The organism is Actinokineospora spheciospongiae, assembly GCF_000564855.1.
GTDB lineage: Bacteria > Actinomycetota > Actinomycetes > Mycobacteriales > Pseudonocardiaceae > Actinokineospora > Actinokineospora spheciospongiae.
The window spans coordinates 1-12,755 of sequence record NZ_AYXG01000094.1; the positions used below are offsets into that span (position 1 = coordinate 1).

The following is a 12,755-nucleotide window of genomic DNA, read 5'->3' on the forward strand; positions in this document are numbered from 1 at the left end:
CGGGTAACCGGTCCGCTCCGCGATCACGCCGAGCACAGTGGACAGCGCGTCCACCGTCGGCGCGGGCGCGGCGGGCGTCGGCACGGTCAGCGGGAGCGGTGCGGCGGTCGGCAGCGTGGTCGGCAGCGCGGCGGGCAGGGTGGTCGGCGCGGCGGGAGCGGCGCCGAGGTAGCCGAGCAGCACGTCGCGCTGGGCGGCCATCAGTTCCCGGCTGGAGCGGATGTACTCCGCCACCAACTGGTCCCGCGTGCCTGCCGCGGCGACCGGCACGGGCGCGGCCGAGAGCGGCGCCACCCGGCGGGCGGGCGCGAGCCCCCCGGCGACCGGCTGACCGGACGCGGTGCGCACCAACTGCCCGTCAACAGTCCACTGTGGAGCAGTAGGGGCGGGCAGCGAGCCGACGTCCAGGCCACCGCGGCCCGAGGTGAGCCAGCCGGTGCGCAGCCGCACCCCCGCGACCGCCAACTGGGCCAGCGCGTGCAGCAGCGCGGGCAGCCCACCGTCGCGGGTGGACTCCAGGCTGACGACGGTGTGCGGGCGCTCGCCCAGGGTGGCGCGGACCAGGTTGCCCAGCACCCGGCCGGGCCCGGCCTCCAGGAACACCCGGGCGCCGTCGGCGTACATGGCCTCGACCTGGCCGACGAACAGCACCGGCGAGGCGAGCTGCGCCGACAGCTCGTGCCGGATGCCCGGCGCGTCGTCGACGTACGGACGGGCGGTGCGGTTGGCCCACACCGGCACCCTGGGCGGGGCGAAGTCCACCCCGGCCAGCCGCTCGGCGAACGCGTCGGCGGCCCCGGCGACGACCGGGCTGTGGAACGCGCAGGCCACCTCGATGCGCTTGGCGGGCAGCCCGGCCGCGCGCAGCACCTCGACGGCCTCGGCGACCAGCGCGGTCGGCCCGGAGACCACCATCTGCCGGTGCGCGTTGTGGTTGGCGACCACGACCCGACCGGCCAGCATCGCCGACTCCAGCGCGGCCTGCACCTCGCCGTACTCGCCGGTGACCGCGGCCATCGTGCCCGGGTCCGCGCCCGCGGCGGCCAGGATGGTCTCCGCGCGCACCTCGCTCAGCGGCAGCAGCCGCGCCGGGTCCAGCGACCCGGCCGCGACCAGGGCGACCAGTTCGCCGTAGGAGTGCCCGGCGTACATGTCCGGTTCGACGCCGAGCTTGCCGAGCAGCTCGTTCGCGGCCAGGCCGGTGGCGCCGAGCGCGGGCTGGGCCACCCTGGTGTCGCGCAGCGCGTCGCGCTGGGCGGCGGCGGTCTCGGGGGTGAACGCGTCCGGCGGGAAGATCGCCTCGGCGAGCGCGCCGCGGCCCAGGTGCCTGGCCAGGTCGGGGAAGGCGACGAACAGCTCGGCGAGCATCCCCGGCCGCTGGCTGCCCTGCCCGGGGAACAGCACGGCGAGCTTGCCCGCGGGCTGCCCGCCGGCCCGGTGCAGCCCGGCCTTCGGGTCGGTCTCCCCCGCCAGCGCCCGGCGCAGCAGGGTGGTCAGCGAGTCCAGGTCCGACGCCACGACGGCGACCCGCACCGGGGCGGTCTCCCGCTCGGTGCGCAGCGCGGTCGTGCGGGCCAGGTCGAGCAGCGTCCACGGGTTGCCCGCGGCGGCGTTGGCGGTGGCGGTTTGCAGCAACCGGTCGACCTGGCGGTGCGCGGCGGCGTCGTCGGCGCCGTGGAAGGTGAACAGCTCCGCGGGCCAGCGGCGCACGCCGCGGCGGGTGAACGCGGCCGAGGCGTGCCCGGTGAGCACGACGTGGAAGTTGGTGCCGCCGAAGCCGAAGGCGCTGACCCCGGCCACCCGCTCGGCCGGGTCGCGCGGCCACGGGGTGGCGGTGGCGCGGAAGGCGAGCGGGCCGTCCGGGGTCCAGGCCGGGTTCGGCGCGGTGACGTGCAGGGTGGGCGGGCGGACCCCGGTGTGCAGGGCCATCGCGGTCTTGATCAGCCCGGCCAGGCCCGCGGCGCACTTGGTGTGCCCGATCTGGGACTTGACCGAGCCCACGACGGTGCCGCCGGGGCGGGCGCCCGCCTCGGTGAAGACCTCGGTGAGGGTGCGCAGCTCGGTGCGGTCGCCGACCACGGTGCCGGTGCCGTGCGCCTCGACCAGTTCGACGTCGGCGGGTGAGACCCCGGCGGCTGCGTAGGCGCGGTGCAGCGCGCGGCGCTGGCCGTCGGCGCGCGGGGCGGTCAGGCCGAGGGCCTTGCCGTCGCTGGCGCTGCCGACGGCCTTGATCACCGCGTAGACCCGGTCGCCGTCGTGCTCGGCGTCGGCGAGGCGCTTGAGCACCACGCAGGCCACGCCCTCGCCCAGGGCGATGCCGTCGGCCCGGGAGTCGAAGGTGCGGCAGGCGCCGGTCGGCGACAGCGCGCCGACGGAGGAGAACAGCAGGTAGTCGTCGATGGCGTTGTGCAGGTCGGCGCCACCGGCGAGCATCACCTCGGCGCTGCCGGAGGCGAGTTCCTTGCACGCCACGTCCACCGCGGCCAGCGAGGACGCGCAGGCGGCGTCGACGGTGTAGTTGGCGCCGCCGAGGTCGAGCCGGTTGGCGATGCGCCCGGAGATGACGTTGGCCAGCCTGCCGGGGAAGGAGTCCTCGGTGAGCCGGGGCAGTTGGTCGTCGAGTTCCGGGGGCACCGCGCCGAAGTAGGCGGGCAGCGCCATCCGCAGGTTCGCCGCGGTGGCCAGGTCGGACCCGGCCTCGGCGCCGAACACCACACCGGTCCGGTCGCGGTCGAAGCCGCCGTTGGCGTAACCGGCGTCGACCAGCGCGCGGTGCGCCGCCTCCAGGGCAAGGAGCTGCACCGGCTCGACGGCCGCGAGCGCGGCGGGCGGGATGCCGTAGCGCAGCGGGTCGAACGGGACGGGGTCGAGGAAGCCGCCCCACTTGGACGGGGTGCGGTCGCCGGAGCCGCGGGTGGCCGCCGGGTCGTGGTAGACCTCCGGGTCCCAGCGGTGCGCGGGGACCTCGGTGACGCTGTCGAGGTTGCCGACGACGTTGGCCCAGAACGACGCCAGGTCACCGGCCCCGGGGAACAGGCAGGACATGCCGACCACGGCGATGTCGAGCGGTTCCGGCTCGGGGCGCTGCGGGCGCTCGACGCCCAGTTCGGCGCGCACGGCGACGGCCCTGGCCCGGTGGAACTCCCCGGCCCGGGTGGTCACGTCGGCGTGCAGCCCGGCCACGGTGGTGACGGCCGAGCGCAGCGTGGCGACCTGACCGGCCATGAACAGCCCCTGCTCGAGCTGCCCGGCGGCGTCCACGTCGACCAGTTGCGGCCCCTCGCGGCGCAGTCCCTTGCTGGCGATGCGCAGCCGCCCGGTGTTGAGCCGCTCCAGCTCCTCCCACACCTCGCGCTGCGGCACGCCGGACTCCAGCAGCCGCCTGCCAGTCTCGTCGAAGGTGTCGGTGAACGGGCTGGGCACGCAGCGGGTGGCGTGCCCGGGGGCGGTGCGCAGCACGGCGGTGGTCTCGGCGGCCACGACCTGCCGCTGGAAGGTCTCGGTGACCGCGCCGTGCGCGACGGCCTCCTCGGTGAACAGGTACCCGGTGCCCATGAGCACCCCGACCTCGGCGCCCCGGTCGGCCAGCGGACCGGCGAGCGCGGCGACCATCGCCGCGGAGCGGGCGTCGTGCACCCCACCGGCGAACAGGACCTGCACACCCGCGACGTCGGGGCGGTCGCGCAGCACGTCGAGCTGGGCCTGCCAGAGCGCGAAGCTGGTGCGCGGACCGACGTGGCCGCCGCACTCGGCGCCCTCGAAGACGAACCGGCGCGCGCCCGCGTCGAGGAACTGGGTCAGCAGCCCGGGTGAGGGCACGTGCAGGAACGTGGCGATCCCGACGTCCTCCAGCGCCCTGGCCTGGTCCGGGCGGCCCCCGGCGATCAGCGCCACCGGCGGGCGCAGCTCGCGGATCACCTCGAGCTGCGCGGCGCGCAGCTCGGCCGGGGCGAACCCGAGCACGCCGACGCCCCACGACCGCTCGCCCACCCGGGCGGCGGTCTCGACCATCAGCTCCCGGCTGCGCTCGCCGGAGGACAGCGCCAGCGCCAGGAACGGCAGCCCGCCCTCGGCGGCGACGGCGGCGGCGAACCCGGCGGTGTCGCTCACCCTGGTCATCGGGCCCTGCGCGACCGGCAGCCCGGTGCCCAGCGCGGCGGCCAGCGGCGAACCGGGGCGCAACACGGCCGGGCGGTCCTCGCGCACGGCGTCGCTCACGGCGTTGAGCACAGCGCGGACGGCGCGGGCGACACCGCCGAAGCGGGTCAGGAAGCCCGCGGCGAGGTAGGCGTCCTGGCCGATCGGCAGGCTGCCGGTGGCCGGGGCGCGGCGGGGCAGCACCCGGTGCCCGTCGACGACCACGGTGTCGGTGCCGTCCCCGGTGGACAGGGCGGCGACCAGCGCGTCCGGCACGTCGGCCTCGGGCAGCAGGGCGAGCTGGGTGTCCAGGACGACGCCCGCCGCGCCGCCGACCACGGCCGCGGCGGCGGTGTCCGGGCCGATCCCGCCGCACAGCCACACCGGCAGCGACAGGCCGGGGGCGGACAGGAGCTGTTGCAGCAGCACGAACGCGCCGGTGTCGCCGACCCGGCCGCCCGCCTCGTTGCCGCGGGCGATCACCCCGTCGGCGCCCTGGTCGTCCGCGGCCCTGGCCTCGGCCAGGGAGGTGACCTCGACCAGCACGAAGTACCGGTCGGGCACGTCGGCGACCCGCCAGGCGGAGTCGCCGCCGAGGACCACCACGGCCAGCCGCTCGACCGCGGTGCCGAGCACGGCGGCGACGTCGGCGAACCCGAGGTCGCAGTCGGCGGGCACCCGGATGCCGAAGCGGCGGTCGGCGGGCCAGCCCGCCGCGTAGCGCAGGGCGGCGCGGGCGACCCGGTCGCCCGCGCCGAGGTCGAGCACGCCCAGGCCGCCCGCGGCGCTGACCGCGCCGCAGAGCCCGGCGCAGGGCTGCCCGCCGGGGCCGATGCCCAGCACCAGCTCGGGCCGCTCGTCCCGCGCTCCCGCCGACGCCTCCGTCATCTCCGCGCCTCCGTCGTGTCCGCGTTTCCGCGTGGTGTGGCCTGGTCTGCTGGTCAGGGGGTGGGCTGCGCGCGGCGCCCGGCACCGCGGCGGGCCGTCGCGGCCGCGCGCCGCTCGGCGACCCAGGTCTCCGGGTCGGCGGCCCGGCGGGCGTGCAGCACGCCCACCTCGGGGTGCGGCAGGATCAGGAACCGGTCCTCGGCGATGCCCGCGACGGCGGCCTCGGCGACCTGCTCGGGTTCGATGATCGGGGCGGTCGCGGTGATCGCCCGCGCCGCCGGGTGCCCGGCCTCGACGCCGGGCATCAGGAAGTCGGTGCGCACGCCCATCGGGCACAGCGCGCTCACGCCGATGCCCAGGTGGCCGTAGGAGCAGGCCAGCCACTCGGCCAGGGCGACCGCGGCGTGCTTGGTGACGGTGTAGGGGGCGTCGCCGGGCAGGCCGAGCAGGCCCACCCCGGAGGCGGTGATCAGCAGGTGCCCGCCGCGGCGGCGGGACATGCCCGGCAGCGCAGCCTGGGCCAGGTGCACGTGCGCCATCACGTTGACCGACCAGGAGTCCGCCCACTGCGCCGGGCTCGCGTGCACGCCCATGCCGGTGGCGACGCCCGCGTTGGAGCAGATCAGGTCGGCGCCGCCGTGGTCGCGCTCGGCCAGGGCGACGAGTTCGCGCACCTGGTCGGGGTCGGACACGTCGGTGCGCACCGCGACGGCCGCGACGCCGAGGGCGCGCACCCGGTCGGCGACCGCGCCCGCGGCGTCGGCGTCGAGGTCGGACACGAGCACCACCCGGGGGCGCTCGGCCGCCAGCCGCAGCGCGAGGGCGGCCCCGATGCCGTTGCCCGCGCCGGTGACCAGCACCGACCTGCCCGGGATTTCCATGCCTTGTCCTCCGACCGGAATTGTTCCGCCTACCCGGTCAGCTCGACCGGGTGCGGGCCGAGGAGTTTCCGGCACCTGCCGGGCGAATTTAGAATGCGCCGTCAGACAACGTCAAGCAGGGGTCGTGAAGTTCTCACGGCGAACACTGTTTCTTTATGCCTTCTTGTTGGTCGGTGAGCAGTTACGCCGAGTGGAGCAGCGTGCGACCGCGCGTCAGACTCGTGCCCTAACAGGTGATAGGTGCAGGTCAGAGGCTCGAAGAGGCAATTTACGCGAGGATTGTTCGCAATCCGTTCGGCGGGCGGCATGTGTCGGATGTGCCAAACATGAGCAGAACCCGCATTCATCGCACCGCGGGCCCGGTGCCGCCCAATACCACCACCCCGACCGGTTCGACGAATCGGTCACGCACCGTTCACAATTCCCCCCGGTAACCTCAATTAGCGACCGGGGGCGTTCACAATTCCCCCCAACCGGCGGTTAGGGGAACCGAGCCGCGAAGGCGACCGATCCCCGTGTCCCCCGCCACACGACGGCGGAGCCCGGGGGGACCGGCCTCGGTCCCCCCGGGCTCCGCCGGGGTCGTGCGCGGGCGACTCAGGCCCGCCGCGCCGGGATCAGGCGCAGTTCGGGGTCGCGGGCTTGCCCTCGATCCGGTCCTTCACGAACGCCAGCGCGTCCTTGTTGCCGGTGTAGACCAGGGTGATGTGGTCGGACTGGAACTCCTTGAACTGCACCGAGGTGCCGTTGGCGCAGAGGTCCTTGCGCAGCGTGCGGCCCTGGCTCGGGTCGACGAGGTCGTCCTGGGCACCCAGGTACTGGTAGACCGGCACGGAGAGCTTCTTGGTGCCGAGCTTGTTCTCCGCGACCCTGGCCAGCCACGGCGGGGTGAGCACCGGGCTGGTGGTCGTGTAGTCGAGCAGCTTCTTGTTCGCGTAGGTGGTCAGCAGCTCCACGGTGCAGGCACCGTTCTCCAGGTCGCTGAACATCTTCTTGCCCGCGTCGTTCATGTAGCTCGCGAGCTTGAGGTCCGGGTACGCGTGGTCGAGGCCGAGCAGGGCGTAGGCCAGGAAGCCGAAGCCCTTCTTGCCGTCGAGGGAGAGCGCCACCTGGGTCAGGTCGGCCGGGACGCCGCCCGCGGCCACGCCCACCAGGTTGACGTCGGGGGCGTAGGTGGGCTGGACCTGCGCGCCCCACAGCGCGGCGCCGCCGCCCTGGGAGTAGCCGCGCAGCACGACCTTGGCCGACGGGCTCCACGCCACGTCCGGCAGGCGCTGGCCCGCGCGCACGATGTCGAGCATGGCCGGGCCCTCGGCCTTGCCGGTGATGTAGGTGGTCTTGCTGGGGTTGGGGCCGTAGCCCTCGTAGTCGGTCATCGCGACGGAGTAGCCCGCGGCGATGAAGTCGTTGACCGCGGGCTGCTCGTAGAGCGCGCCGATCTCGGACATGTACGACGGGGTGCACTTGAACGCCGGGCCGTGCGTGCCGACCCCGAAGCTGATCACCGGGGTGGTCTTGGGGTCCTTGCCCTTGGGGGTCAGGATCGTGCCGGTCACCGCGATCGGGGCGCCCAGGGCGTTGGTCGACAGGTACATGACCTGCCAGGCGTTGATCTTGTCGGTCGCGGCGCCCGCTTTCGACGGCTTCGACCGGATGATGTCACCGGGCTTTCCCGCGGGCAGCGGGTTCGGCGGCACGTAGAAAGCGGGGTCTTCCGGTTCGGTGGAGTAGGCGGGCGCCGCAGCGGCGACGGCCTGCGCTTTCACACCCTCGGCAGCCACTCCGGCTGGCGCCTGCCACACGGCCGTGACCAGGCCCAATGCCAGCAGCGGCACCATGACCGCCGCACGTGGCACACGCGTTTTCATCCTGGACAACTCGACCTCCGGAACGGCGGGAAATTATTTTCGGAAACGACGGGGAAATATTACCACCAGATAGCGTGACAATTCCTCATTGGATTCTCACAAATAGCACCATTGCGCTTTTAGTGCCCATGACAAGCCGGATGCCCGGCGGAGCCGAGGCTCCGCCGGGCATCCGGGGGTCGTGCTGGTGGGGATCAGGCCTCGTTGCGGGTCCGGCGGCGCTGCCAGAACAGCGCACCGGTGCCTGCGAGCAGGAGCGCCCCGCCGATGGCCAGCGGCAGGCCGATCGAGGCACCGGTGGAGGCGAGGCCGCCACTGTTGCCCGTCGGGTAGCTGCTGCCGGGGTAGCTGCCGCCACCGGGGTAGTTGCCGCCGCCGGAGTAGGCGGGCGGGTCCTGGGTCAGGACCGGCGGCAGGGTGGTGGTGACGTCCGTGGTCGTGGTGACCGGCGGGGTGGTCGAACCCGAGGTGGGCGGGGTGGTCGAGCCCGAGGTCGGCGGCGTGGTCGACCCGGAGGTCGGCGGGGTCGTCGAACCCGAGGTCGGCGGGGTGGTGGAGCCCGAGGTGGGCGGGGTGGTCGAGCCCGAGGTCGGCGGCGTGGTGGTGCCACCGCCGCCACCGATGGTGAAGCGGCCCAGCTCGGTGTCCTGACCCTCGACGAGCTTGCACGGCGCGTCGAAGGTGCCCAGGCCGGTGGCGGTGCCGTCGGCCTTCTTCGGGGTCAGCGTGGTGGTGAAGTCGCCGACGTTGATGACGGTCTCGCCCGCGGCCGGGACCGGCTGCGGCGCGACGTCACCCGAGGCGGTCACGGTGAAGCTGCCGCTGGCCGGGACGTCGGTCTTGGGCACGTTCAGGCCCGGGATGGTGATGTCGATCTTGCTGCCCGCGTTGTCCGCGATGACCTTGGCCTCGGCCGAGCCCTCGACGGTGGCCGCACCGACCAGGGACAGGCCCTGGGTGGCGGTCGGCGGCACCGTGGCGATGGCGGAGAAGTCCGTCGTGGTCAGGTCGCCACCGGCGGCGGCGGGCGGGGTCAGCGTGGCCTTGATCTGCACCGCGAGCTGCTGCGAACCGATCAGCGGGAACGGGCAGAGGTAGTTCAGCGACTTGTCGACCGTGATCGGCGTGCCGCCGCCACCGGGCTCGCTGGTGGGCGGCTCGCTGGTGCCCGAGGTGGGCTCGGTGGTGCCGGAGGTCGGCTCGGTCGTGCCCGAGGTCGGCTCCGTGGTGCCCGAGGTGGGCTCCGTGGTGCCGGAGGTCGGCTCCGTGGTCGGGGCGGTCGTGCCGCCGCCACCCGGGGCGCCGACGACGAAGTCGAGGATCTTGGCGTCCTGGCCCGCGTCCATCTTGCACTTGGACTCGAAGGTGCCCAGGCCGGTGGGGGTGCCGTCGGCCCGCTTCGGGGTCAGGGTGGTGGAGAAGTCGCCGACCACGACCGTGGTCGGGCCCTGCTTCGGGTACGCGGTGGGCACCTGGCCCTTGGCGGTCACCGTGAACGAGCCGGAGGCGGGCACGTTCGTCTTGGCCACGGCGAGGTCGGGGATGGCGATCGGCAGCGCGATGCCCGCGTTGTTCAGCGTGATCCCCGCGCTGCCGCCGCCCTCGACGGTGGCGGCGCCGACCAGGGTCAGGCCCTGGGTGGCGGTCTCCGGCACGGTCACCGTGGCGGTGAACTCACCGGCCTTGAGCTCGCCGCCCTCGTTGGCGGGCGTCTCCACGACCGTCTGGATCTGCACAACCAGCTTCTGATCGCCGATCAGCGGGAACGGGCAGGTGTAGTTGAGCGTCTTGTCGACGGTCACCGTGGCGGCGGAGCTCTGCCCGGCCGACAGCAGCAGTCCGCCGATCACCACCCCGGTCACTCCGATGGCGGACGTCGCCGCCATCAGCTTATTCGACTTCAGAATCCTCATGTCCTCTTCCGTTTCCCGTGGGGACGCACTCGGCCCGCCGGTGGCGGGGTCGAGCCCGGGGGGTTGGGTGGTCAGCCCGGAACCGCGCTGACCACGGTGGCACCTATCTCGTGTCGGTCAACGCGGTCTCAGGGGTGTTGCGGACGCGGCTCCCGGCCGTGCCCCGGTGGCGGGGACCGGACGGACGGGGGGCGCGCGGGCAGCCGGAACTGACGGCGGCTCTCGCACGATCCGCTCCGTTGCGCGATCCCATTGTTCGTCTCCCAGCGGGACAAATCACGATCGGTTGTCAACACACCGGCGAGAATGCTGACTTCACCAGCGCCCTACCACCCTTGCCGAATCCTGAAACACACTGACCGAATGCGCTCCGGGGACGCCGGTGGGTGGCTGAAACTTTCCAGCCACTTCAGGGCAACTTACCCATTGGTAAGATGTGATGCAAGACCCCGATAAGACGCAGATATCGGCAATTGATTGGCCGCCAATGCCAAGTGGCGGCACCCACGCGCGCATCCCCGTGACAACTGTGACGCGCTGCACCCGAATGGACGCACAGCGTGTGCCAAGCCTCCAGACGGGGCATGACCAGGAGTTTCTGTATACCGCAGGTCGCCGAGCGGTGCTTGTCATGATCGGACGATGTTTCCGGCGCCAGGTCGTCACCCGGTGACAAGAAATTTTTTCATGTTCCCGCTCACAGTGGGATTTCCGGCGTGTTTCACGAACTGTTTGACACCCGAGACGACACATATTTATCGTCAGCGGAGCAAACCGGTCACCGTCCCTGTTGACACGGACGGCTGTTTTGTCACGAAGAGGTGGCGCATGACGATGGAACCGACACGGAACTTCGCAACACCGAGTTCGACCGCGGTCGGGTTGCGACTCGCGGCCCACCACGGCGCCACCACCCACGCGGCCGAGCGCGCCGCCGCCCCCGGCACCCCCACCGGGCGCGGGATCAGCGCCGCCCGCGCCCTCTGGTCGGCCATCCCCCCGGAGCTGTCGGTGCGCATGCGCAGGCAGTCCGTCGACCTCGTGCGCGAGGTGATCGGGGAGATCCAGGCCGCCGTGCCCGCCTACGCCCAACCGCTGCAGGGCCAGTTCCGCGAGGTGCTGGTCGGCTCGGTGGAGATGGCGATCGTGCGCTGCTTCGACAGCTCCGGCGACGTCAACGGGGCCGTGCACGACTGGACGAACGCCTTCACCTACGCGGGCAAGGTCGAGTACGCCCAGGGCCGCACCATGGACGCGCTGCAGACCGCGGTCCGCGTCGGCGCCCGGGTGGTCTGGCGGCGGATGAGCGCCGTCGGCCGCACCATGGGCGTGCCCACCGAGACCCTGTTCACCCTGGCCGACCGGATCTTCGCCTACGTCGACGAGGTCTGCGCGATCGCCATCGCTGGCTACACCGAGGCGCAGGGCAACGCGACCGGCGCACTGGAGCGCCGCCGCAGGCAACTGCTCAAGCTGATCCTGTCCAACCCGCCGGTGCCCCCGCAGGCGATCGCCGACCTGGCGGGCACCACCGACTGGGCGGTGCCGGAGCGGCTGGCGGTGATCGCCCTGGAGTACCGGCCCGCCGCCGACCAGCTCCCCGCCTCCGTCTTCGGCGGCGACGTGCTGGTCGACCTGGAGAGCGCCGACCCGTGCCTGGTCGTGGCCGACCCGGACGCGCACCTGCCCGCGCTGGTGCGCGAACTGGCGGGCCGCCGCGCCGCCATCGGCCCCACCGTCCCACTGGCCGAGGCCCACCGCTCGCTGTCCTGCGCCCGGCGCACCCTGCTGCTGGCCCAGCGCGGGGTGCTGCCCGACGAGAAGGTGCTGCGCTGCTCCGACCACCTGTCCGCGCTGGTGCTGCTCTCCGACGAGTTCCTGCTCGACCAGCTCACCCAGCGCGCCCTGGAGCCGTTCGCCGACCTCACCCCCAAGCAGCGCGACCGGCTGACCACGACCCTGCTGGCCTGGCTGGAGACCCGGGGCGGCATCAACGAGATCGCCACCCGCCTCGACGTGCACCCGCAGACCGTGCGCTACCGCATGCACCAGATCGAGGAACTCCTCGGCGACCGGATCGACGACCCGCAGGAGCGGCTGTGCATGGAGATCGCCCTGCGCGCCCGCACCCTGCTCGACCCCGGCGTGCCCGCGCAGCGCAGCCCCCACGACGAGGACGACGAGGAGACCGCCCCGGCACCGGTCTCCCTGGCGGACCGGCGCCGCTGACCCCGCCCGGGTGGCGCGAAAGCGCCACGGCCCGCGATATCCAGGCCGATCACCAGGGGTGAACACGCAGCGCGAGCAACCGGTCGCCGACAGCACCCGACCGTGGGGTTGTGTCCTGCGGGCCGAAGCGTAGCGTCGGAGGGGTCCCACTCTTGGTGACGCTGCGTTGGGAATGCCGCCCGGACCCCTGCTCCGGGCAGCGACCGAGCATTTTCATCGTGGCCGCCCCGACCCCCCGGAGCGCCACATGCCCGAGACGATGACCCTGTCCGTGCGGCACGACCACATCGCCGACGTGCCGGTGCTGCGGCTGTCCGGCGACATCGACCTGGCCACCCGCGACACCGCCGCCGCGGCCATCGCCGTCCGCCAGCGCGGCAGGCCACCGGTGCTGGTCCTAGACCTCGGCGGGGTCGACTTCGTCGGCGCCTGCGGGCTGTCCCTGCTGGTCCGCGCCCGGCACCGGGCGGCGGACGACGGTGGGGTGCTGCTGGTGGTCGGGTGCGGGCGGTCGGTGCTGCGGGGGCTCGAGGTGACGGGGCTGCTGGGAGTGGTCCAGCCGTACACGAGCATCGCGGAGGCGCTGGTGGCGATCGGCACCATCCCGAGGCAGCGCACGCGCTGACGCGGGGTGCGGGGTGCGGGTGTTCGCCGTGTGCTTCGGTCCGAAGCCCGGGGTTTCGGTGGTGGTGCCCGGGTGGGCTGATCTGTTCAGCCGTGGCTGTGTGTCAAAGCCCGGTCATTTTCGGGGCGTGCCCAGGTGGGCTGATCTGCTCGGCTGTGGTTGGGTTCAAAGCCCGGTCGTTTGTTGGGCGTGCCCGGGTGGGTGGATCTGCTTG

At 73.3% G+C, this 12,755-nt stretch carries 6 protein-coding genes; 2 read left to right on the forward strand and 4 right to left on the reverse strand.

Features of this window, described 5'->3' with window-relative positions:
• The 4 genes from UO65_RS13045 to UO65_RS36730 all read right to left on the reverse strand — a co-directional run.
• On the reverse strand, window positions 1-5,025 hold a 5,025-nt coding region (locus UO65_RS13045; protein WP_035282209.1), incomplete at its 3' end, for a type I polyketide synthase.
• 53 nt (window positions 5,026-5,078) lie between these two features.
• A complete protein-coding gene (locus UO65_RS13050) occupies window positions 5,079-5,906 on the reverse strand; it encodes an SDR family oxidoreductase (protein WP_035282211.1) in 828 nt (275 codons plus the stop codon).
• Window positions 5,907-6,523: 617 nt separating this feature from the next.
• On the reverse strand, window positions 6,524-7,774 hold the full coding sequence (locus UO65_RS13055; RefSeq protein ID WP_035282213.1) for a lipase family protein: 1,251 nt from the start codon (window positions 7,772-7,774) through the stop codon (window positions 6,524-6,526).
• Window positions 7,775-7,968: 194 nt separating this feature from the next.
• A complete protein-coding gene (locus UO65_RS36730; RefSeq protein ID WP_161784461.1) occupies window positions 7,969-9,687 on the reverse strand; it encodes a DUF6801 domain-containing protein in 1,719 nt (572 codons plus the stop codon).
• A gap of 834 nt (window positions 9,688-10,521) precedes the next feature.
• On the opposite strand from UO65_RS36730, the gene UO65_RS13070 reads away from it, so the two are divergent.
• Window positions 10,522-11,916, forward strand: coding sequence for a PucR family transcriptional regulator (locus tag UO65_RS13070; RefSeq protein WP_084175535.1), 1,395 nt, complete (start codon window positions 10,522-10,524; stop codon window positions 11,914-11,916).
• A gap of 247 nt (window positions 11,917-12,163) precedes the next feature.
• Window positions 12,164-12,541, forward strand: a complete 378-nt coding sequence (locus UO65_RS13075; RefSeq protein WP_052021126.1) for an anti-sigma factor antagonist — start codon at window positions 12,164-12,166, stop codon at window positions 12,539-12,541.
• The last annotated feature ends 214 nt before the right edge of the window (window positions 12,542-12,755 follow it).

Bases quoted from the DNA above. Each gene is read 5' to 3' on its own strand.
- UO65_RS13070 (WP_084175535.1), top strand. From the start codon at position 10,522: ATGGAACCGACACGGAACTTCGCAACACCGAGTTCGACCGCGGTCGGG.
- UO65_RS36730 (WP_161784461.1), bottom strand. From the start codon at position 9,687: ATGAGGATTCTGAAGTCGAATAAGCTGATGGCGGCGACGTCCGCCATC.
- UO65_RS13075 (WP_052021126.1), top strand. From the start codon at position 12,164: ATGCCCGAGACGATGACCCTGTCCGTGCGGCACGACCACATCGCCGAC.
- UO65_RS13055 (WP_035282213.1), bottom strand. From the start codon at position 7,774: ATGAAAACGCGTGTGCCACGTGCGGCGGTCATGGTGCCGCTGCTGGCA.
- UO65_RS13050 (WP_035282211.1), bottom strand. From the start codon at position 5,906: ATGGAAATCCCGGGCAGGTCGGTGCTGGTCACCGGCGCGGGCAACGGC.